The 20325-nt window shown below is 71.4% G+C and carries 20 protein-coding genes and 2 tRNA genes; 14 read left to right on the plus strand and 8 right to left on the minus strand.

Annotation, left to right across the window (positions count from 1 at the left end):
* The first annotated feature begins 143 nt into the window (after window positions 1-143).
* The 4 genes from AQJ54_RS03775 to AQJ54_RS03790 all read left to right on the plus strand — a co-directional run bounded on the left by AQJ54_RS03775 (window position 144) and on the right by AQJ54_RS03790 (window position 5491).
* Window positions 144-3113, plus strand: a complete 2970-nt coding sequence (locus AQJ54_RS03775; protein ID WP_248845317.1) for a UPF0182 family membrane protein — start codon at window positions 144-146, stop codon at window positions 3111-3113.
* A gap of 54 nt (window positions 3114-3167) precedes the next feature.
* Window positions 3168-3241: transfer RNA gene (locus AQJ54_RS03780), tRNA-Met, on the plus strand.
* A gap of 206 nt (window positions 3242-3447) precedes the next feature.
* Window positions 3448-5256 (plus strand): tetratricopeptide repeat protein, encoded by a 1809-nt coding sequence (locus AQJ54_RS03785; RefSeq protein WP_030320561.1) that lies wholly within the window; start codon window positions 3448-3450, stop codon window positions 5254-5256.
* Window positions 5257-5417: 161 nt separating this feature from the next.
* Window positions 5418-5491 (plus strand) — tRNA-Met (locus AQJ54_RS03790).
* 127 nt (window positions 5492-5618) lie between these two features.
* Here AQJ54_RS03790 and AQJ54_RS03795 read toward each other — a convergent pair.
* From AQJ54_RS03795 to hisN, 3 genes are all read right to left on the minus strand, one after another.
* Entirely contained in the window at window positions 5619-6035 is a 417-nt protein-coding gene (locus AQJ54_RS03795; RefSeq protein WP_030320559.1) for a Fur family transcriptional regulator, read from the minus strand.
* A 113-nt stretch (window positions 6036-6148) separates the two neighbouring features.
* Window positions 6149-6559: a CBS domain-containing protein gene (locus AQJ54_RS03800; protein ID WP_062024070.1), complete on the minus strand. Its 411-nt coding sequence runs from the start codon at window positions 6557-6559 to the stop codon at window positions 6149-6151.
* 151 nt (window positions 6560-6710) lie between these two features.
* Window positions 6711-7511: a histidinol-phosphatase gene (gene hisN / locus AQJ54_RS03805; RefSeq protein ID WP_062024072.1), complete on the minus strand. Its 801-nt coding sequence runs from the start codon at window positions 7509-7511 to the stop codon at window positions 6711-6713.
* 142 nt (window positions 7512-7653) lie between these two features.
* Between hisN and AQJ54_RS03810 the strand changes: the two genes are divergently transcribed.
* Window positions 7654-8262 (plus strand): TetR/AcrR family transcriptional regulator, encoded by a 609-nt coding sequence (locus AQJ54_RS03810; RefSeq protein ID WP_062024074.1) that lies wholly within the window; start codon window positions 7654-7656, stop codon window positions 8260-8262.
* Between the two features lie 8 nt (window positions 8263-8270).
* Here AQJ54_RS03810 and AQJ54_RS03815 read toward each other — a convergent pair whose 3' ends face one another.
* The 4 genes from AQJ54_RS03815 to AQJ54_RS03830 form a co-directional block, all read right to left on the minus strand.
* Complete coding sequence (locus AQJ54_RS03815) at window positions 8271-8594, minus strand: DMT family transporter (protein WP_007384590.1); 324 nt, start codon at window positions 8592-8594, stop codon at window positions 8271-8273.
* Between the two features lie 96 nt (window positions 8595-8690).
* Window positions 8691-9701: a ribosome small subunit-dependent GTPase A gene (rsgA, locus tag AQJ54_RS03820; protein ID WP_062024075.1), complete on the minus strand. Its 1011-nt coding sequence runs from the start codon at window positions 9699-9701 to the stop codon at window positions 8691-8693.
* Between the two features lie 11 nt (window positions 9702-9712).
* On the minus strand, window positions 9713-11038 hold the full coding sequence (gene aroA, locus AQJ54_RS03825) for a 3-phosphoshikimate 1-carboxyvinyltransferase (RefSeq protein WP_062233871.1): 1326 nt from the start codon (window positions 11036-11038) through the stop codon (window positions 9713-9715).
* A gap of 97 nt (window positions 11039-11135) precedes the next feature.
* Window positions 11136-11849 carry a M50 family metallopeptidase gene (locus tag AQJ54_RS03830; protein ID WP_062233873.1) on the minus strand — a complete coding sequence of 238 codons (714 nt, stop codon included), beginning with the start codon at window positions 11847-11849 and terminating at the stop codon, window positions 11136-11138.
* A 50-nt stretch (window positions 11850-11899) separates the two neighbouring features.
* Between AQJ54_RS03830 and AQJ54_RS03835 the strand changes: the two genes are divergently transcribed.
* From AQJ54_RS03835 to rsrA, 4 genes are all read left to right on the plus strand, one after another.
* Entirely contained in the window at window positions 11900-12715 is an 816-nt protein-coding gene (locus AQJ54_RS03835) for an SOS response-associated peptidase (protein WP_079069730.1), read from the plus strand.
* 1 nt (window position 12716) lies between these two features.
* Entirely contained in the window at window positions 12717-13361 is a 645-nt protein-coding gene (locus AQJ54_RS03840) for an alpha/beta hydrolase family protein (RefSeq protein ID WP_062233880.1), read from the plus strand.
* Between the two features lie 257 nt (window positions 13362-13618).
* Window positions 13619-14302 (plus strand): RNA polymerase sigma factor SigR, encoded by a 684-nt coding sequence (gene sigR / locus AQJ54_RS03845; protein ID WP_020136688.1) that lies wholly within the window; start codon window positions 13619-13621, stop codon window positions 14300-14302.
* Complete coding sequence (gene rsrA / locus AQJ54_RS03850; protein WP_062233883.1) at window positions 14299-14610, plus strand: mycothiol system anti-sigma-R factor; 312 nt, start codon at window positions 14299-14301, stop codon at window positions 14608-14610. The genes sigR and rsrA overlap by 4 nt, the downstream gene beginning before the upstream one ends.
* 46 nt (window positions 14611-14656) lie before the next feature.
* Here the strand turns inward: rsrA and AQJ54_RS03855 are convergent, their stop codons facing one another.
* Window positions 14657-15022, minus strand: coding sequence for a hypothetical protein (locus tag AQJ54_RS03855; RefSeq protein WP_062024084.1), 366 nt, complete (start codon window positions 15020-15022; stop codon window positions 14657-14659).
* A gap of 154 nt (window positions 15023-15176) precedes the next feature.
* Between AQJ54_RS03855 and AQJ54_RS03860 the strand changes: the two genes are divergently transcribed.
* The 5 genes from AQJ54_RS03860 (at window position 15177) to AQJ54_RS03880 (ending at window position 20278) form a co-directional block, all read left to right on the plus strand.
* On the plus strand, window positions 15177-15551 hold the full coding sequence (locus AQJ54_RS03860) for a hypothetical protein (protein WP_030320542.1): 375 nt from the start codon (window positions 15177-15179) through the stop codon (window positions 15549-15551).
* On the plus strand, window positions 15548-16393 hold the full coding sequence (locus AQJ54_RS03865; protein ID WP_062233886.1) for a hypothetical protein: 846 nt from the start codon (window positions 15548-15550) through the stop codon (window positions 16391-16393). Before AQJ54_RS03860 ends, AQJ54_RS03865 begins: the two co-directional genes overlap by 4 nt.
* 709 nt (window positions 16394-17102) lie before the next feature.
* Entirely contained in the window at window positions 17103-17522 is a 420-nt protein-coding gene (locus AQJ54_RS03870) for a roadblock/LC7 domain-containing protein (RefSeq protein WP_062024091.1), read from the plus strand.
* Window positions 17523-17705: 183 nt separating this feature from the next.
* On the plus strand, window positions 17706-19013 hold the full coding sequence (locus AQJ54_RS03875; protein ID WP_062233889.1) for an HD-GYP domain-containing protein: 1308 nt from the start codon (window positions 17706-17708) through the stop codon (window positions 19011-19013).
* On the plus strand, window positions 19010-20278 hold the full coding sequence (locus AQJ54_RS03880; RefSeq protein WP_062233892.1) for an HD-GYP domain-containing protein: 1269 nt from the start codon (window positions 19010-19012) through the stop codon (window positions 20276-20278). Before AQJ54_RS03875 ends, AQJ54_RS03880 begins: the two co-directional genes overlap by 4 nt.
* Window positions 20279-20325: the final 47 nt, after the last annotated feature.

Raw genomic sequence — 20325 nt, forward strand, 5'->3', positions numbered from 1 at the left:
ATCACCGGAATCGGGAACCGAGTAAACGGTGAGTAAGTTGCATAGGTGTGGGCCCGCGATCACGGGGGGCCACCCAGGGCCCGCGAACCCGGGGGTCTGAAGGAACGACAGCGAACTTCGAGGTGCGCACCTTGGCTTTCCAGATGCCGGACCGCGGCGGAGGCCCGACAGGGCCGCGGATGAGAGTGGGCCGCCCGTCCCGGCGTGCCAGGACCCTGCTCATGACGCTGGGCGTCCTTGCCGTCCTCGGCATGGCGTTCACCATGTTCGCGGGTTTCTGGACGGACTGGCTCTGGTACCGCTCGGTCGACTACTCGTCCGTGTTCACCACCACCCTGTGGACCAAGATCGGGCTGTTCTTCGTCTTCGGCGTGCTGATGGCCCTCGCGGTCGGCCTCAACATCTGGCTGGCGCACCGGCTCCGCCCGCCGCTGAGCGCCATGTCCATGGAGCAGCAGAACCTCGACCGCTACCGGATGGGCATCGCGCCGTACAAGAAGTGGCTGCTGCTCGGCATCGTCTCCCTGGTGGGCCTGATCGCGGGCGCCTCGGCGGCCGGCCAGTGGCGGACCTGGCTGATGTGGGTCAACGGCGTCTCCTTCGGCCAGAAGGACCCGCAGTTCCACCTCGACATCTCCTTCTACACCTTCGACCTGCCCTGGTACCGGTTCCTGCTCGGCTTCGGGTTCGCCGCCACGATCCTCTCCGTGATCGCCGCGGCCCTGACCCACTACCTCTACGGCGGCCTCAGGATCACCTCGCCGGGCGCGCGGGCCACGGCCGCGGCCACCGGACACCTCTCGGTGCTGCTCGGCGTCTTCGTCACCCTGAAGGCGGTCGCCTACTGGCTCGACCGGTACGGCCTCGCGGTCAAGTCCAGTGACTTCAAGGCCACCGACAGCTGGACCGGCCTGCGGTACGTCGACGCCAACGCCTATCTGCCGGCGAAGACCATCCTGTTCTGCATCGCCGTCATCTGCGCCCTGCTGTTCTTCGCCACGCTGTGGCGGCGCACCTGGCAGCTGCCCGTGATCGGCTTCGGCCTGATGGTGCTCTCGGCGATCCTCATCGGCGGCCTGTACCCGGCGATCGTCCAGAAGTTCCAGGTCCAGCCCAACGAGCAGGCCAAGGAAGCCCCGTACGTCGAGAAGAACCTCAAGGCGACGCGCGAGGCGTACGGCATCGACGACGCCTCGGTGACCGAGTACGCGGGCAAGTCCACCACCACGGACAAGACCACGCTGCGCGACGACGTCGACGCCACGGCCAGCATCCGGGTCGTGGACCCCAACGTCGTCTCGCCGACGTTCCAGCAGCTCCAGCAGATGCGCAACTACTACGCGTTCCCGACCAACCTGGACGTCGACCGTTACAGCAAGGACGGCAAGAACGCCGGGGATCAAGACACGGTCATCGGGCTGCGTGAGCTGAACCTCGCGGGCATCCCCAAGAACAACTGGATCAACGACCACTTCCGCTACACCCACGGCTACGGCGTCGTCGCCGCGAAGGGCACCGAGGCCGACGACGAGGGCCGCCCGGTCTTCACCGAGTCCAACCTGCCGTCGCAGGGCGACCTCGGGACGTACCAGCAGCGCGTCTACTACGGCGAGAAGACCACCACCTACTCGATCGTCGGCGGTCCCCAGAAGGAGATCGACTACTCCGACGACGACGGTGAGAAGACCTACAGCTACAAGGCCAAGAGCGGGGTCAACCTCTCCAACCCGGTCAACCGGGCCGCGTACGCGGTGGCGTTCAGCGAGCCGCAGATCCTCTACTCCGGAGCGATCGGCGAGGGCTCGCGGATCCTGTACAACCGCACGCCCAAGCAGCGCGTCGAGGCCGTCGCCCCCTGGCTGACCATCGACGGCGACGCCTATCCGGCCGTGGTGAAGGGCAAGATCCAGTGGATCGTCGACGCGTACACCACGACCAACGGCTACCCGTACTCCTCGCGCACGACCCTCGGTGACACCACGGCCGACTCGCTGACCGCGACCAACAACCAGCGCGCGGTGGTCGCCCAGCAGAACCAGGTCAACTACATCCGCAACTCGGTGAAGGCGACCGTCGACGCGTACACCGGCCAGGTCAAGCTCTACCAGTGGGACACCAAGGACCCGGTCCTCAAGACCTGGATGAAGGCGTTCCCGGGCACGGTGGAGCCGAAGAAGGACATCTCCACCGACCTGATGGCGCATCTGCGGTACCCGCAGGACCTGTTCAAGGTCCAGCGCGAACTGCTGGCCCGCTACCACGTCGAGGACGCGGACACCTTCCTCAGCGGCAGCGAGGTGTGGCAGGTGCCGGACGACCCGACCAACAAGTCGGGCGACGCGGTGCCGCCGTACTACCTGAGCATGAAGATGCCCGACCAGAAGGCGCAGGCGTTCTCGCTCACGACGACGTTCACGCCCAACGGCCGCGACAACCTCAGCGCGTTCATGGCGGTCGACGCCGAGGCGGGCACCAGTGACTACGGCAAGATCAGAATCCTGAAACTGCCGACCAACACCACGGTCAACGGGCCCAAACAGGTGCAGAGCCAGTTCAACTCCGAACAGGACATCGCCGAGACCATCAGCCTCCTCAACAGAGGCGATTCCAATGTGGAGTACGGCAACCTCCTGACGGTGCCGCTCGACGGAGGTCTCCTCTACGTGGAGCCGGTCTACGTACGCGGTGGTGGACTCAAGTACCCGCTGCTGCGCAAGGTGTTGGTGACCTACGGAGGCAACACCGCCTTCGAGGACACCCTCGACCAGGCCCTGAACAAGGTCTTCGGAGCGGACGCCTCGACCACCCCGCCACCGGAGGACGACGGCGGGACCAAACCGCCGCCGACGGCCGGCAACCCGACGGTCCAACAGGCCCTGAACGACGCCCAGAAGGCCTTCGACGCCGGCCAGGAAGCCCTCAAGAAGGGTGACTGGGAGGCGTACGGCCGGGCCCAGGACGACCTCCAGGACGCACTCAAGCGTGCGGAGGACGCCCAGGCCGCGGCGAACAAGAGCGGCGGCAGCAGCGCGAAGCCCAGCAGCAGCCCGAAACCCACTGGCAGTCCGAAACCCAGCGGCAGCCCGAGCCCGAGCGGCAGCCCCGGCGGCTGAGCAGCGCTGGTCAAAAGCCCACCCCCGCGCCGTGATACGGTGAGAACACAACGGCGCGGGGTGGAGCAGCTCGGTAGCTCGCTGGGCTCATAACCCAGAGGTCGCAGGTTCAAATCCTGTCCCCGCTACTGGAATCGAAGGCCCGGATCCTTTTCAGGATCCGGGCCTTCGTGGTGTGCGAACGCATGTGCCGAGGAAACGACGGCCGTGCCGCCGGGGGCAGTTGGCGGGAACTGTGTTTCACTTGTCGTTCTGTGGGCATGTCGACAAAACGCTGAAGTGACCTCACTGGCTGCGGTATACCAGGTGTACCCAGGTTGCAGGTGGTGCGACGATGGACGTTATGGGGGACAAGGCAACTCTGTTCGAGACAGGGCGTTTTGTGCAACCTTCCGGGCGGGACGGGGTCGGGGAGGCGCCTGACGACGCCGCCGAGGAGGTCCGGCAGCGGCTCGCCGCCGAAGCCGGGGACGTCGAGGCGATGAGCGTCCTCGGCGCCCTGCTGCTGCGCCGCGGCGATCTCGACGGAGCCGAGCCCCACCTGCGTGCCGCCACCGCCGCCGGCGACCGGGCCGCCGCCAACAACCTGGGCGTCCTCCTCCACCAGCGCGGCTACGCCGACGACGCGGCCGGCTGGTGGCGGATCGCCGCCGTCGCCGGATCCGCCGCGGCCGCCCACGCGCTGGGCCGCCACCACCGCGAGCGGGGCGACGAGCCCGCCGCCGAGTACTGGCTGCGCCAGTCCGCCGAGCAGGGGCACGCGCTGGGCGCCTACGCCCTCGCCGACCTGCTGGAGCACCGTGGGGACGCGGACGCCGAGCAGTGGATGCGGACCGCCGCCGAGCGGGGCCACCGCGAGGCCGCCTACCGGCTCGCCCGCACCCTCGACCGCCGGCTGGTGCCCGAGGGGGACGTCGGCGAGGACCACGGCGCCGGGGCCGACGCCGAGCAGTGGTACCGCCAGGCCGCCGCGCGCGGACACCGGCGGGCGGCCCTGCACCTCGGGGCCATCCTGGAGCGGCGCGGCGCGCTCAAGGAGGCCGGCCGCTGGTACCTGACCTCCGCGAAGGACGGCGAGGCGCGGGCCGCCTGCGCGCTCGGGTTCCTGCTGCGGGACGCGGGCGACACCGAGAGCGCCGCCGTGTGGTGGCTGCGCGCCGCCCAGGACGGCGACGGCAACGCGGCCAACGCGCTGGGCGCGCTGCACGCCGAGCGCGGCGAGCCGCAGACCGCCGAGCGCTGGTACCGGGCCGCGATGGACGCCGGGGACGACAACGGCGCGTACAACCTCGGGCTGCTCTGCGCCGAGCAGGGCCGGACCGCGCAGGCCGAGCAGTGGTACCGGCGGGCCGCCTACGCGGGGCACCGGGAGGCGGCCAACGCGCTCGCCATCCTGCTGCTCCAGGGCGGCGACACCGCCGGTGCGGAGCCGTGGTTCTCCAAGGCCGCCGAGGCCGGGAGCGTCGACGCCGCGTTCAACCTCGGCATCCTCTTCGCCGGACGGGGCGAGGAGGCCGTCGCGCTGCGCTGGTACGAGCGGGCGGCCGCCGCCGGGCACACCGAGGCGGCGCTCCAGGTCGGCATCGCCAGGCTGCGGGACGGTGACGAGGCCACCGCCGAGCGGCATCTGCGGTGCGCGGCGGGGGGCGGCAGCGCGGAGGCGGCGTACCGGCTCGCCACCGTGCTCGACGCCCGGCGGCCGCCGGTGCCCGCGCACACGCTCGGGGAGCCGGTGCACGAGGAGAAGAGCGAGTGCGAGGAGTGGTACGAGCGGGCGGCCTCGCAGGGGCACCGGCGCGCCCAGGTGCGGGTGGGGATGCTCGCCGCGTCCCGGGGCGATGTCGTCGAGGCGGCCCGGTGGTACCGGGAGGCCGCGGAGGCCGGCTCCCGCAACGGCGCGTTCAACCTGGGGCTGCTGCTCGCCCGCGAGGGGAGTGAGCCGGAGGCCGCCGTGTGGTGGACCCGGGCCGCCGACGCGGGGCACGGGCGGGCGGCGTTGCGGCTGGCCCTCGTCTACGCGCGTCGGGGAGAGCTGGCGGAGGGGCAGCGGTGGGCCGACCGGGCGGTGGCGCTCGGGCCGGCGGAGGTGTCGGAGCGGGCGGCGCGGCTGCGGGACGCTCTGCGGGAAGAACTGTCCGCCTAAGAGGGTGCCGGGTGCGCATGTCTGGCGGCTGCGGGTTCGTTGTGGCTTGTCGCGCCCGCGCGGCGGTAGCCGCACATCGGATGCAGCCCCGCGCCCCTGAGTGGGTGCAGCGAAGCGATTTGCTTCTGGGCTCACCCTTCACGTAACGTTGCATTCATCGACGCGGGGTGGAGCAGCTCGGTAGCTCGCTGGGCTCATAACCCAGAGGTCGCAGGTTCAAATCCTGTCCCCGCTACTGAAGGCCGAGGGCCGGAATCCGAAAGGGTTCCGGCCCTCGGTTTGTTGACCTGTCGGTTTGTTGTCCCGTGGGCAGCACGAAGCCCCGGAGTCCTGGAAGGACGCCGGGGCTCAGGTACGGGGTGCTAGGCCGCCGCGCAGTTCGGGCACACGCCGCGGTACGTCACCTCGACGTCCGAGACGGTGAAGCCGAAGCGCTCGGAGTCGGGCAGGTCGGCCATCGGGTTGCCCGTGGGGTGGACGTCCCGGATGGCGCCGCACTGGGCGCAGACCAGGTGGTGGTGCGGCCGGTGCGCGTTGGGGTCGTACCTCTTGGCGCGCTTGTCGGTCGCGACCTCGAGCACCTCGCCGAGGGTGACCAGCTCGCCCAGAGTGTTGTAGACGGTCGCCCGGGAGATCTCGGGCAGCTTGGCCACGGCGCGCGCGTGGACCTCGTCGGCCGTCAGATGGACGTGATCGCCGTCGAGGACCTCGGCCACGACGCGCCGCTGCGCGGTCATCCGCCATCCGCGGCCGCGCAGTCGTTCCAGTAGGTCGCTCATGTGCACCAGCCTAACAGCTGGAGACCAGAATCCGAACGGGTGTGAGATTGGATGGCTGCTCGAATTGGACTGAGTCCAGTGTGACTCTTCTGATGTGGCTCTCTGGTGTGGCTCTAGCGGGGTGAGCCGGTCGCGGCCGGTACGCGCTGCCGCGCCGGTGCCCAGCAGCGGATGATGTCGCGGACCGAGACGATGCCCACGGGCTCGCCGCGGTCCAGCACGATGAGGTGGCGGAAGCCGCCGTGCGCCATCGCCTGCGCGGCCTCCTCCAGTGTCCAGGTCGGGGTGGCGAAGACGACGTCGGTGGTGGTGTGGGCGTGGACGTGCTCCGCGTCCGGGCTCTGGCCCAGACCCACGGAGTTGAGGAGGTCGCGCTCGGTCAGAATGCCGGTGCCGGTGCCGTCGGGATCGAGGACCACGGCCGCGCCCACCCGGCGGGCGGACATCAGGGCGGCGGCCTGGCGGAGGGTGTGGGCGGGGCCGATGGTCAGGACCACCGTGCTCATGGCGTCGCGGACGAGCATGGGTTCTCGGTCACCTCCTGGTGGGCCACTGAGAAAGTTCAGTGGTTCACAAGTTCACAAACGAGGGTTCCCTCAGAGTCCCAGGTAAAGCGGGGGTCAACAAGAGGGCGCGCGTCGCCAATTGAGGGCGTGCGCGCTCAGATGTGGCTTCTTAATAGCGCTCGTTGAGGTAACCCAGCAGCTCGTCGTGGAGCAGGCCGTTGGAGGCGGCGGCGTTGCCGCTGTGCGGGCCGGGGCGGCCGTCGAGGCCGGTGAAGGTGCCGCCGGCCTCGGTGACGACGATCGCGTTCGCCGCCATGTCCCACAGGGACAGCTCCGGCTCGGCGCAGATGTCGATCGAGCCCTCGGCGACCATCATGTACGGCCAGAAGTCGCCGTACGCGCGCGTGCGCCAGACCTCGCGGGTCAGGTCCAGGAACCCGCCCAGCCGGCCCTGGTCCTCCCAGCCGGTGAGCGAGGAGTACGCGAAGGACGCGTCGGTGAGCTTGCCGACCTTGGAGACGTGCAGGCGGGAGGCGGAGGACAGGCTGCGGCCGGTGAAGGCGCCGTGGCCCTTCGCGGCCCACCAGCGGCGGCCGAGGGCGGGGGCCGAGACCACGCCGACGACGGGCTGGTAGCCGCCCTCCGCCGCCTCCATCAGGGAGATCAGGGTGGCCCACACGGGGACGCCCCGCACGTAGTTCTTGGTGCCGTCGATGGGGTCGATCACCCAGCGGCGGGGGCCGGTGCCCTCCACGCCGTACTCCTCGCCGAGGATCGCGTCCCTCGGGCGGGCCCGCTTGAGGTGGCCGCGGATGAGTTCCTCCGCCGCCTTGTCGGCTTCGCTGACCGGGGTCATGTCCGGTTTCGTCTCGACCTTGAGGTCCATCGCCTTGAAGCGGTCCATGGTGGTCGCGTCGGCCGCGTCGGCGAGGACGTGGGCGAGGCGGAGGTCGTCGAGGTAGTCCGGCATGGGGCGAACGGTATCCGTCCCTGTCGGTACGGGGCCATAGGGGTCGGAGTGTGGACGCCTCCCCTCTGCGCCCCGCGAACCCTTGACAGTGCCCCCGGGCGCGTCAAATCTGGGCGCAGGGCTGCTTGCTCCCTGGGAGGCGATGATGCCTGCTGCGCGGGAATCGCTGCTGGATGCCGCTTACGCGGCGTTGGCGCGTCGGCCGTGGTCCGCCGTGAGGATGGTGGACGTAGCGGTGGTGGCCGGGGTGTCCCGGCAGACGCTGTACAACGAGTTCGGGAGCAAGGAAGGGCTGGCCCGCGCGCTCGTGAGACGAGAGGCCGACGGTTACCTCGTCGGCGTGGAGCGAGCGCTCACCGGGCACGGCGACGCCCGCGAGCGGCTCACGGCGGCCGCCGAGTGGACCACGGTCTCCGCCCGGGAGAACGCGCTGGTACGGGCCATGCTCACCGGCTGCTGGGGTGAACGGCTCCCCTCGCCGACGCTCTCCGCGGTGCCGTCCTCCTCCGCGGTGCCGGCCCAGCGCCGGGCGGACGGGCCGCTGCCGTCGCCCGGTGACTTCGTGGCGCTGGTCCGCGACCGTGCCGTCTCGGTCCTCGCCGGACCCGGCGTGCACAAGGCGGACGTCCCCGAACTCGCCCGCTCCTGCGAACTGGCCGTCCGGCTCGCCCTGTCCTGCGTGGTCGCTCCGCCGGGCGAGGGCGGGGTCGCGGACCTGGTCCGCAGCGCGCTGCAGCGGCAACCGGTCTAGCGCGTGCGTCAGTGCTGCGAGCCCGACAGCTGGAGGCCGATCACGCCGATGATCACCAGGCTGATCGAGACGATCTTCAGCGTCGAGACGAGGTCGTCGAGGAAGATCATCCCGTAGATCGCGGTGCCCGCCGCGCCGATACCGGTCCACACGGCGTAGGCGGGGCCGACGTCCAGCTTCTTCAGTGACAGGGTCAGCAGGCCGAAGCTGCCGAGCGCGAAGATGCAGAACGCGACGGTCGGCCACAGCCGGGTGAACCCGTGGGAGAGCTTCAGACACACGGCGAAACCGGTCTCCAGCAACCCGGCCACCACCACCAGCAGCCACGCCATGTGCTGTCCTCCCGTATGTCCGGCCCGGTGCGAGTATGCACTTACCGAACTCGCGTACACCCAAACAACGCGGAGGTCAGTCGCCCGGGCCCCCGGTCAGTCCCCCTCCGTGCGCTCCCGCGTCGCCAGCAGCCGGCGCAGCGAGTACAGCCGGGCCGGATCGGCGTGGCCCTCGGCCACCCACTCGTCCAGCGCACAGTCCGGCTCGTCGTGGCTGCACGCGCGAGGGCAGTTCTCGGTCCCCGGCTCCAGGTCGGGGAACGCGTGGATCACCCGGGACGGGTCCACGTGGTGCAGCCCGAACGACCGCACGCCCGGGGTGTCGATCACCCAGCCGTCGTCGCCCGCCAGGGGCAGCGCGAGGGCCGAGGTCGTGGTGTGCCGGCCGCGTCCGGTCACCGCGTTCACGTGCCCGGTCAGCCGCCTGCGGTCCTCCGGGACCAGCGCGTTGACGAGGGTCGTCTTGCCCACGCCGGAGTGGCCGACGAACGCCGTGATCTTGCCGTCCAGTTGCTCGCGCACCCGGGCCGCCGCGTCGCCGTTCTCCAGTTCCTCGCGGCTGGTGACCACGTACGGGATGTCCAGGTCGCCGTAGAGCTCCAGGAGCTTGTCCGGCGGGGCGAGGTCCGACTTGGTCATGACCAGGAGCGGGGTGAGGCCGCCGTCGAAGGCCGCCACCAGGCAGCGGTCGATGAGACGGGGGCGGGGCTCCGGGTCGGCGAGGGCGGTGACGATGGCGAGCTGGTCGGCGTTGGCGACGACCACCCGTTCGTAGGGGTCGTCGTCGTCGGCGGTACGGCGCAGGACCGACGTGCGCTCCTCGATACGGACGATCCTGGCGAGGGTGTCCTTCTGGCCGGACAGGTCGCCGACGAGGGCCACCCGGTCGCCGACGATCGCCGCTTTGCGGCCCAGTTCGCGGGCCTTCATCGCCATCACGATCCGGTCGTCGACGAGGACGGTCAGCCGGCCCCGGTCGACGGTCAGGACCATGCCCCAGGAGGCGTCCTCGTGCTTGGGCCGGATGTGCGTGCGCGGCCGGTTCCCCTTGCGGTTGGGACGGCTGCGGATGTCGTCCTCGTCGGTGTGCTTGCCGTAGCGGCGCATCGTCTACGTCCCTACGGCCTGTCGCTCCCGAGCATCCCTGTCCACAGATCCGGGAAGTCCGGCAGGGTCTTGGCCGTCGTCCCGACGTTCTCGATCTGCACTCCCTCGACCGCGAGGCCGATGATCGCGCCGGCGGTGGCCATGCGGTGGTCCTCGTAGGTGTGGAAGATCCCGCCGTGCAGCGGGCGCGGGCGGATGTGCAGTCCGTCGGCCGTCTCGGTGACGTCACCGCCGAGTTCGTTGATCTCCTTGGTGAGCGCGGCCAGCCGGTCCGTCTCGTGCAGACGCAGATGGGACACCCCGCGCAGGGTGGAGGGGGAGTCCGCGAGGGCGGCGACCGCCGCGATGCCCGGGGTCAGCTCGCCGACCTCGCCGAGGTCGACATCGATGCCGTGGATGGCACCCGAACCGGTGAACACCAGGCCGTACTCGGTGAGTTCGCAGGAACCACCCATCTCGGTGAAGATCTCGCGCAGCCGGTCGCCGGGCTGGGTGGTGCGGGCCGGCCAGGCCGGGATCACCACCCGGCCGCCGGTCACCAGGGCGGCCGCCAGGAAGGGCTGGGCATTGGACAGGTCGGGCTCGATGGTCAGGTCCCGGCCCAGCAGGGCGCCCGGCGTGACCCGCCAGACGTTCGGCTCGCCGCCCGACTCCGGGGTGTCCACCTGGGCGCCGACCGCGCGCAGCATGTCGACGGTCATCCGGATGTGGGGCATCGACGGCAGCGAGGAGCCGACGTGGCGGACCTCGACGCCCTGGTTGAAGCGCGGCCCGCTCAGCAGCAGGGCGCTCACGAACTGGGACGAGCTGGAGGCGTCGATCTCCACCGGGCCGCCGTCCAGGGCGCCACTGCCGTGCACCGTCAGGGGCAGGGCACCCCGGCCGTCGTCGTCGATGCGGGCGCCGAGCACGCGCAGGGCGTCGATCACGCCGTGCAGGGGGCGTTCGTACGACCTCGGGTCCCCGTCGAAGCGGACGGGGCCGTCGGCGAGGGCGGCGACGGGGGGCAGGAAGCGCATGACGGTGCCGGCGTTGCCGACGTCGACGGTGGCGGGACCGCGGAGGCCTGCCGGCAGGACGCGCCAGGTCTCGCCGGTGCCGTCGGGGCCGACTCCCTCCTCGATGCCGACGCCCATCTCGCGGAGGGCTGCCGCCATGAGGAGGGTGTCGCGGGAGCGGAGGGGTCGGCGGAGCCAGCCCGGTTCTGAGGCGAGGGCGGCCAGTACGAGGGCGCGGTTGGTGACTGACTTCGACCCCGGGACGTGGACTGTTGCGTCTACGGCTCCGCTTGCTTGGGGGGCGGGCCAGAGGGCGGTGTCTGAGGGGTTCAAAGCCATGGGTTCACTTTAGTCGGGGGTTGTGTGTCGGGTGCTGCGCCGTCGTGGCTGGTCGCGCAGTTCCCCGCGCCCCTGACGCCTGCCCCTTCGGGGCGCGTCATACCTCCAGTAGCCACCTGCCCCCGCCTATTAGCGAGCACAGCGACACCGCGTGGAACAGGAACAGCCACAACCCCGCCGGTACATGCGTCAGGCGGGACAGCTGGTCCGCGTCCGAGTCGCCCGCGCCGCCTCTCGAGCGCTTCGCCTGTAGCTCGAAAGCGGGACGTACTCCGCCGAGCAGCAGGAACCACACGACCGCGTAGGCGAAGGCCGCCTGTACCTGGGGGCCGGTGAGCCAGGAGACGACCACGAAGGTGCCGCCGGTGAGCACGACCGTCAGGGCCCCGTAGGCGTTGCGGATCATCACCAGCATCGCCACCAGCAGGGCCGTCGCCGCCCACAGCAGCAGGGTGATCCGGCCTGCCGCGAGCAGCGCCGCGCCGCCCAGGCCCAGCAGCGGGGGAGCGGTGTAGCCGGCCGCTGCCGTGAGGATCATGCCGATGCCGTGCGGCTTGCCGCGGCTGACGGTGAGGCCGCTGGTGTCCGAGTGCAGCCGTATGCCGGTGAGCTGCCGGCCGGTGCACAGGGCGACCAGGCCGTGTCCGCCCTCGTGGGCGATGGTGATCGCGTTGCGCGAGACGCGCCACAGCGGATGCGGGACCACTACGGCCAGCGCCGCCACCAGGGTGGCCAGCACCACCCACAGGTCGGGATCGGGCTGGAGGCCGGTGAGCTCGTCCCAGAGAGAGGTCGCTGTGCTGGTGTCCATGTTTCCGGGTGGCTCCCTCTCCTCGTACGGAGTCTGGCAGTGTGGCACGTATGTGCGGACGGTATGCAGCGAGTCGTGGGCCCGAGGATCTCGCAGGAATCTTTGAGATCGAGAAGTGGGAACCCGAGGAGACCCTGGAGCCCGATTACAACGTGGCCCCGACCAAGGAGGTCTACGCCGTCCTCGACCGTCCTCTCAAGGACGCGGAGGATCCTCGGCCGGTTCGGCAGCTGCGCAGGCTCAAGTGGGGACTGGTGCCGAGCTGGTCCAAGACGCCCGAGGGCGGCGCCCGCATGATCAACGCCCGCGCGGAGACCGTGCACGAGAAGCCGTCGTACAAGAGGGCCTTCGCCACCCGCCGCTGCATCATCCCGGCCGACGGCTACTACGAGTGGGTCACCGGCACCCAGGAGCGCGACCTGGAGGTCGAGGGGAAGAAGAAGCGGCCGCGCAAGCAGCCCTACTTCGTGCTGCCCGCCGACGGCTCGGTCTTCGCGATGGCCGGGCTGTACGAGTTCTGGCGGGACAAGACCCTGCCCGACGACCACCCGGGGGCCTGGTGGGTCACCTGCTCGGTGATCACGACCGAGGCGGAGACGGGCCCGCTGGCCGTGTCCCCGGCCGACGGACCGCGCTCCCTCGCCGACATCCACCCCCGGATGCCGCTCATGCTCACCCCGGACCGCTGGGACAGCTGGCTCGACCCGTCCCGCACGGACGTGGAGGACCTGCGCTCCCTGCTCGCGCCGCCGCCCGAGGGGCTCATGCGCGCGTACCCGGTGAGCACGGCCGTCAGCAACGTCCGCAACAACGGCCCGGAGCTGCTGAAGGAGCTCGACGGCCCCGAAGAGGGCACACTTTTCTGACGTGACTTCCAGTGAGACCACCACGGAGATCGTCGGTACCGACGCGGGGGACGCCCGCATCACCTGGCACCGGGCGAGCAGGGCACGGCTCGTCCTGGCGGTGAGCCACGGCGCGGGCGGCGGCATCGAGGCACGGGACCTCCAGGCCCTCGCCGCAACCCTCCCGCGACACGGAGTGACCGTCGCCCTCGTCGAACAGCCCTGGCGGGTGGCCGGCAAGAAGCTCGCGCCCGCGCCGAAGACGCTGGACGTGGGCTGGCGGGGTCTGTGGCCCGCCCTGGCGAAGCCGGGCCTGCCGGTGATCTCCGGCGGGCGCAGCGCAGGCGCCCGGGTCGCCTGCCGTACGGCCGTCGAGCTGGGCGCCGCCGCCGTGCTCGCCCTCAGTTTCCCGCTGCACCCGCCCGGCAAGCCGGAGAAGTCCCGGGCCGGGGAGCTGCTCGGATCCGGGGTGCCCACCCTGGTCGTACAGGGCGGCAACGACCCCTTCGGGAAGCCGGAGGAGTTCCCGGACGGCTCGTTCGAGCTGGTCGAGGTCCCCTACGGCGATCACGGCTTCGCGGTGCCGAAGCGGGCCGGGCTGACCCAGGAGGAGGCCGTGACGGTCATCACGGACGCCGTCTTGACGTGGGCCGGGTCACTGGGGTGAAGCCCCGGGAATGTTGAGCCGCGGCCCTCTGTTGAGGCGGACAGAAGTGCTGAACACCCAGCACCGACCGTCGTGGAGAGGAAGTCCGCCGCATGGGTTCGACCTTCTGCCCGAGCCGTAGCAGCCGTGCTGACCTGGACTGGACGGTACTGCATGCGGCCAAGACCACCCCGATTCGAGGGGCGGCCGGGACGGGTAGTCGTCTATCCTCCAATTCCGGTGGCACCGGTTTCGTTGCTGCCAGGAATCTTGAGGAGGTGGGTCCGGTCACTGGGATCGACGCAGGGACCGACAACGGCCAGGCGGAGCAGCCCGAGGGCCAGGGCACGAGCACGGAGACCACCGCGGAGCGCACTGCGCGCTTCGAGCGGGACGCGCTCGAATTCCTCGACCAGATGTACTCGGCCGCTCTGCGTATGACACGCAATCCGGCCGACGCCGAGGACCTGGTGCAGGAGACGTACGCCAAGGCGTACGCGTCCTTCCACCAGTTCCGTGAGGGCACCAACCTCAAGGCGTGGCTGTACCGGATCCTCACGAACACCTTCATCAACTCGTACCGCAAGAAGCAGCGCGAACCCCAGCGCTCCGCGGCCGAGGAGATCGAGGACTGGCAGCTCGCCCGTGCCGAGTCGCACATGTCGACCGGTCTGCGCTCCGCCGAGTCGCAGGCGCTCGACCACCTGCCCGACTCGGACGTGAAGGAAGCGCTCCAGGCGATCCCCGAGGAATTCCGCATCGCCGTCTATCTCGCTGACGTAGAGGGCTTTGCGTACAAGGAGATCGCGGACATCATGGGGACACCCATCGGTACGGTGATGTCCCGCCTGCACCGCGGACGCCGTCAACTGCGCGGCATGCTCGAGGACTACGCCCGCGAGCGCGGGCTCGTCCCGGCCGGTGCAGGGGAGTCGAACGAAGCGAAAGGCTCGGGCTCATGAGCTGCGGAGAGCCGCACGAGACGGACTGCTCTGAAGTCCTGGACCATCTCTACGAGTTCCTCGACAGTGAGATGCCGGACGTCGACCGCGCCAAGTTCAAGCAGCACTTCACGGAGTGCTCGCCGTGCCTGGAGAAGTACGGCCTGGAAGAGGCCGTGAAGAAGCTCGTCAAGCGCTGCTGCGGTCAGGACGACGTCCCGACCGACCTGCGCGCCAAGGTCCTGGGGCGGCTCGACCTGATCCGCTCCGGGCAGACGGTGCCCGAGCACGACGTGACCGCCGCGCCGGCGACGCCGCAGGACTCCTGAGCGCCGCCGTCCGCGCGTGCCGTGGGGCCCGCGGAGTACCGCGGGATCAGATCTCCAGACCGCTCTCTATCCGCTTGAGCCCATGTCTGGCCAGCGCCAGATTGCTGCGGGACCGGTCGAGAGCGACGTAGAAGAAGAGCGCACCCTGGCTGCTCGTCAGTGGCCGGATCAGGTGGTACTGCTTGCCGAGTGTGATGAGGATGTCCTCGATCACGTCGTCCATGTCCAGCGAGGCCAGGGTGCGCATCTTGGCCCGCACCACCTCGGTGTTGCCCGCACCCGCGAGTTCCAGGTCAAGGCCCTGGCCGCCGCCCAGCGAGCCGAGCGTCATGCCGCTGTCATAGTCCACGATGGCGGCGCCGATCGCGCCGTCCAGGCTCATGGCTTCCTTGAGTGCGGTCTCGATGTTCACCGGTTCCCTCAATTCTTCCGTGCTGCTGACCGGTCGATGCTCGGCCAACTACGATCGACAGCAAGCGACTCATGGGTCACTTAGCGCCAACTTTGGCGTGTGCGCCGAAACTTGTCGTTCAAAGTAGTGCGTGGTGTCTGACCGTGGAGGGCCAATGGGGGAAAACGCGACGGCGCTCCAGACCTCCCTCGACCGACTGCTCGACTCGCCCGGAGTCACGGGCGTGGCCCTGATCGACGCGGTGACCGGACTGGTCTACGGCGCCGCGGGCGACATCGGCGAGGCCGGCGGCGGTGCGGAGAGCAGCGAACTCGCCGCCCTCATCGCACAGCGGCTCGGCGAGGCCGGGGCCGAGGGCGATCTGGAGAGCGTGGTCCTGACCAGCAGGCGCCGCCATCAGATGCTGTTCTCCGTCGTACGGCCCGCCGGTGACCCCCTGCTGCTCGCCGCCGGACTGGACCGCGACCGGGCCAACGTGGCGCTCGCCCTGCGCAGCCTGGGCGACCGCGTCACCGAGGTGCTGGCGTGAAAGCGCCCGCCGCGCGGAACGTCCCCGCGCTCCTCCAGGCGCTGCGGGACGAGGAGTTCACCGGCACGGTCCGGGTCTCCGGCTCACCCGGCGGAACGATCCATCTCAGGAACGGCCTGGTCGGCGCCATCGAGACGCCCGGTGCGCCGACCGCCACCTCGGCCCTGCTCACCACGGGCCGCATCGACGACGAGGCCTGGCTCACCGCCTGCGCCACCGAACCGGACGCCGACCGGCTCGGCGCCCACCTGGTCACCGCCGGGCTGATCGGCGCGGCGGAACTGGAGGTCGTCTGCACGGCCGCGGTCCACGACGGCGCCTTCGCGATGTCCCTCGGGGCGGCGGGCGGCTGGGATATCGGGGACCGCGAGCCGACGCTGGTCGCCGCGCCCGGAGTGGAACCCCGGGCGCTCACCGACGAGGTCACTCGCCGGGTGGGCCTGCTGGGCCGGGCCGGGGTGACGGCGGGCGAGCTGGCACGGTCGCGCCCCGAGGCGGTGGAGGAGTCTGCCGTCGCGCCCGCAGGGCGCCGCGGCGGGCCGTGGGTGCAGCCGCGGCTCCGGGGACTGCTCGACGCGGTCAACGGGCGGCGTACTCCCCGCGATCTCGCCTTCGCTCTCGGGCGGGGGCTGTACGCGGTCATGCTGGATCTCGACCACCTGGAATCACAGGGCCTGATCCGCCGGGAGGCCAGGACCACGCCGGGCGACCGGCCGAGCACCGCGCCCCGTGTCATCCCGGGGACCGCCGACGGGTCCACCCCCACGGGCGGCCCCCTGCCCCGACGCAGACCGGGCGGCGGCACGCCTTCCGGCGAGCGCGGAGAGAAGGCCGACCGGTGAGCCCGGCAGCCGACGAGCCCGCGAGACGACGGAGAGCGAGCGCCGCGCGGTCGGGGAAGTTTGCAGGGAGAGCGGAGAGATCCGCCGAGGGCATGGATGCGGCTTCGGATGCGGGGACCGTGCCGTCGGATCCCGGTGCGGGGAGCGTGTGCTTACGTCCGGAGCTTTCGGCCACCGCCGAGCCGCCCAGATCCGCAGAAACGTCGGCCACCGCCGAGCCGCCCAGATCCGCAGAAACGTCGGCCACCGCCGAGCCGCCCAGATCCGCAGAAACGTCGGCCACCCCCGAGCCGCCCGGATCCCCAGGAACGTCGGCCACCCCCGAACCCCCCGGATCCCCAGGAACGTCGGCCACCCCCGAACCCCCAAGACCCACCGGGCCCTCGATCACCCCCGAGGCCCCCGGAAACCCCAACTCCCCTGCATTCCCCCGCTCCCCAGGCGCCGCCACCCCCCTCGGCCCTGACGGCTCGGCGAGCCCCGGCGCCCGACCCGCCGGGCCCTCTCCCCGCCCACCCCTCCCCGTGCGCGGTGTCTCCCCCACCACCGCGCCTCCGTTCGCGTTTCCGGTTCCCTCGCCCGAGGAACTGGCCGCCGAACAACCCTCGATCGAAACACTGCGGCGCGTCCGTCAGGGGCTCGGGGCCCTTCCCGAGAACAGGAGCTCGACCGAGCCCCCGTCGGCGTCCGGACCAAGGAGCACGTGTCCATGACCGAAAACCCCTCGCCCCGGCCGGACGGCGAACCGCAGGACTCCGGTACCACCCTCACCGACATCCTCACCTCCCTGCGCGACCGCGTGATGGGCGTCAGCGAGAGCGTCCTGTCCACCGCGGACGGACTGCTCGTCGTCGCCGACGTCGACTCCGTGCATCCCGAGTCCGTCGCCGCCCTCGCCGCCGCGACCCTGGGGGTCGGCCGCCGGATGGCCGACCAGTGCGGCGCGGGACCGCTGCGCGAGGTGGTGGTGCGGGGCGGTACGGGACACGTGGTCGTGACGGCCGTCGGCGACCGCGCGCTGCTCACACTCATCTGCGACGAGGGGCTCGACCTCGCCGCCCTGCAACGCGAGTCGCCCGCCGTCGTCGAGGAACTCGGCAAGGTGCTCGCCGCTGACGTCTCCCACTGACACGGGAACGCGGCCGCGCCGCCGCCCACGGGAACACGCACACGAGAACATGCAGGCGACGGTCACCCGATCGGGCTAATCCTGAGGCCATACGCTCGCAGATTCCCTCATAGCACCTCCCGCGGCCTGCCCCGCGTTCTACGCTCCGGAGCCGTAGCAGGCGCGGCCGGGGGAGGCGTTGGCGTGGAGGCGGTACCGGTACGCGCGCGTGCGTACGTCGCTTGCGTCGCCGTAGCCGCACTGCTCTGCCTGCTGCCGCCCCCCGCCGTCCGCGCCCCCTGGTGGGCGGTCCTCCTGCTCGCCGCGCTGTACGCGGGATGCGAGCAGGCCGCCGCCCGATGGCGGTACGCCGGCACCTTCCATCCCGTGCTGCTCGCCGGTGCCTTTCTGCTGCCGCCGTCCGCCGCCGCCCTCGTGGCCCTGCCGGGGGCACTGCTGTCCCCGGTCGGTCAGCGCCCCCGGTGGCTCAGGCGCCTCTGGCGGGGAGCGCAGCTCGCCGTGGGGGTGTGGGCGGCCGCGCGGGTGCACGGGACGCTGGGCGGCCGGGACGCCGTCGCCGCCTCCGACTTCCCGTACGCGCTGGTCTCGGCCGGGGCCGCGGTGCTCGCCTTCTGCCTGGTGCTGAGCCTGCTGGATGGCGGCATCCTGGCGCTCGCCGACCGGATTCCGGTACGACGGGCCTGGCGCGGTCTCTTCCTCCGCTCTCTCGCTCCCGTCGCCGTCCACGGCCTGGCCGGGCTGATGATGGCCGTGCTCTGGCGCAGTCCCTACGGCCCCGTCGCCGCGCTGCTCGTGCTGCTGCCGATGTGCGTGTCGTGGTGGGCGTTCGCGCAGTACCACCGGGAGCGGGCCGCGCACCAGGCCACCATCCGGGCCCTGGTGCAGGCCGTCGACATCAAGGACGAGTACACGCGCGGGCACAGCGAGCGGGTCGGACAGGCGTCCATGATGATCGCGCGGGAGCTCGGCATGGACGACGCCCGCACCGAGGTGTTGCGGTTCGCCGGGATCCTGCACGACGTGGGCAAGCTCGGGGTGCCCACGCGGCTGCTCCGCAAGGACGGGCCGCTCACGCCCGAGGAGCGGCGGGTCATCGAACTGCATCCCGAGTACGGGCACGAGATGGTGCGCGGCATCTCCTTCCTCGGGGAGGCCCGGGCCGCCGTGCTCCACCACCATGAGCGGCTGGACGGCAGCGGATACCCGTACGGACTGAGGGGGGCCCAGATCCCGGAGTCCGCACGGGTGGTGGCGGTCGCCGACGCCTTCGACGCCATGACCTCCACCCGGTCCTACAGCCGGGCCCGGCCGGTCGGCGCGGCGCTGGAGGAGCTGGAGCGGTGCGCGGGCAGCCAGTTCGACCCCCGCATGGTGGCCGCCCTCGTCAACGCCCTGTCCCGGCACGGCTGGCATCCCGCCGTCACGGCCGACGAGACGGACGTGCCCCGGCCGCGGCCGGGAGTCGCCGGGCCGCAGGGAGCACGCCGATGAACGGCCGACAGCTGTCGAGGACATCCCGTCGGTGCTCCTGGCTCCGGGTCGTCGTCCACACCTGTGCCGCCCTCCTCGCGCTCGGCTGTCTCGCCGGTTCCCTCTGGGGCGGGCTGGAGGAGCGCGGGACCGCTCTCGCCTTCGGGGTGCTGATCGCCGTCGGCGAGCTCAACCGGCGCGGTGGGTCCCACGTCCGGGAGGCCGCGCCGCTCGGGGCCGCCGGGGCGCTGTCCTACGCGCTGCTCGGGGAGAACGCCGGGGCGCCCACCCATCACGGCGCCGGTCAGGTCGTGACCGTGGTCCTCGCCGCCTCCCTCGTGGGCAGCGTGCCGCACGTCGGGCGCGGCCAGGGCCCCACCACCGACCAGCTGGCCCGCCGGGTGCTCACCGTCGGGTTCGCCGCCGTGTGCTTCCAACCCCTCTACAACCAGGGGACGTTCGAGCACTGGGGCGGCCCCGCCTACGCCCTGCTCCTGCTCGCGCTGCTCTCCCTGACCGCGCTGTGCGACGCCGTGCTCGCCGCCGCGCTCGCGCACTCCCGCACCGGCTGGCCCTTCACCCCGCTGCTCAGGGACGAGCTGCGGGCGCTGCTCGGCATCGGGTCCGCCGTCGTCGCCACCGGGGCCGTGATGGCGCTCGCGGTGGCCGTCGCGGGACTGTGGGCGCTGCCCGTGTTCTCCGTGCCGCTGCTGCTCACCCAGCTCTCCGTCCGCCGGTACGCCGCCGTCCGGGCCACCAACCGGCAGACCATCGCCTCCCTCGCCCGCGCCACCGAGATCGCCGGCTACACCCCCGCCGGGCACGCACGCCGGGTCGCCGCCCTCTGCCGGGAGGTCGGCCGGGACCTCGGGCTCACCCGGCCCGAGCTCACCGTCCTGGAGTACGCGGCCCTGATGCACGACATCGGCCAGCTCAGCCTCGTCGACCCGGTGCCCGCGGGCGCCACCGCGTCGCTGCCCGTCGCCGAACAGCGCCGTATCGCCCTGCTCGGCGGGGCCGTCGTGCGGCAGACGGGCGTGGACGCGGCCGTCGCGGTGGTCGTGGAGCGGCAGGCCGACCCCTGCCGGGAGCAGCCGACGGCGGCCCGGATCGTGCGGGCGGTGAACGCGTACGAGGAGAAGGCCCGGGACGCCGGCCCCGGCGGGCCCCTGACCGCGCTCGAGGAGCTGCGCCTGGGCACCGCGGGGGACTACGCTCCGGAGGTCGTGGAGGCGCTGGCCAGAGTGCTGTCGAGAGACTGTCTGACCTCGCCCGGGACGGGGTAACCCATGGGTAATGAGCGCCCTTCCGACCACACGTGGTTGGATGCGAG

The organism is Streptomyces griseorubiginosus, assembly GCF_001514195.1.
Taxonomy (GTDB): Bacteria; Actinomycetota; Actinomycetes; order Streptomycetales; family Streptomycetaceae; genus Streptomyces; species Streptomyces griseorubiginosus.

What these genes read in the sequence shown, in the direction of transcription:
- AQJ54_RS03775 (WP_248845317.1), top strand. Translation starts at nt 144, where the DNA reads ATGCCGGACCGCGGCGGAGGCCCGACAGGGCCGCGGATGAGAGTGGGC.
- AQJ54_RS03785 (WP_030320561.1), top strand. Translation starts at nt 3,448, where the DNA reads ATGGACGTTATGGGGGACAAGGCAACTCTGTTCGAGACAGGGCGTTTT.
- AQJ54_RS03795 (WP_030320559.1), bottom strand. Translation starts at nt 6,035, where the DNA reads ATGAGCGACCTACTGGAACGACTGCGCGGCCGCGGATGGCGGATGACC.
- AQJ54_RS03800 (WP_062024070.1), bottom strand. Translation starts at nt 6,559, where the DNA reads ATGCTCGTCCGCGACGCCATGAGCACGGTGGTCCTGACCATCGGCCCC.
- hisN (WP_062024072.1), bottom strand. Translation starts at nt 7,511, where the DNA reads ATGCCGGACTACCTCGACGACCTCCGCCTCGCCCACGTCCTCGCCGAC.
- AQJ54_RS03810 (WP_062024074.1), top strand. Translation starts at nt 7,654, where the DNA reads ATGATGCCTGCTGCGCGGGAATCGCTGCTGGATGCCGCTTACGCGGCG.
- AQJ54_RS03815 (WP_007384590.1), bottom strand. Translation starts at nt 8,594, where the DNA reads ATGGCGTGGCTGCTGGTGGTGGTGGCCGGGTTGCTGGAGACCGGTTTC.
- rsgA (WP_062024075.1), bottom strand. Translation starts at nt 9,701, where the DNA reads ATGCGCCGCTACGGCAAGCACACCGACGAGGACGACATCCGCAGCCGT.
- aroA (WP_062233871.1), bottom strand. Translation starts at nt 11,038, where the DNA reads ATGGCTTTGAACCCCTCAGACACCGCCCTCTGGCCCGCCCCCCAAGCA.
- AQJ54_RS03830 (WP_062233873.1), bottom strand. Translation starts at nt 11,849, where the DNA reads ATGGACACCAGCACAGCGACCTCTCTCTGGGACGAGCTCACCGGCCTC.
- AQJ54_RS03835 (WP_079069730.1), top strand. Translation starts at nt 11,900, where the DNA reads ATGTGCGGACGGTATGCAGCGAGTCGTGGGCCCGAGGATCTCGCAGGA.
- rsrA (WP_062233883.1), top strand. Translation starts at nt 14,299, where the DNA reads ATGAGCTGCGGAGAGCCGCACGAGACGGACTGCTCTGAAGTCCTGGAC.
- AQJ54_RS03860 (WP_030320542.1), top strand. Translation starts at nt 15,177, where the DNA reads ATGGGGGAAAACGCGACGGCGCTCCAGACCTCCCTCGACCGACTGCTC.
- AQJ54_RS03870 (WP_062024091.1), top strand. Translation starts at nt 17,103, where the DNA reads ATGACCGAAAACCCCTCGCCCCGGCCGGACGGCGAACCGCAGGACTCC.
- AQJ54_RS03880 (WP_062233892.1), top strand. Translation starts at nt 19,010, where the DNA reads ATGAACGGCCGACAGCTGTCGAGGACATCCCGTCGGTGCTCCTGGCTC.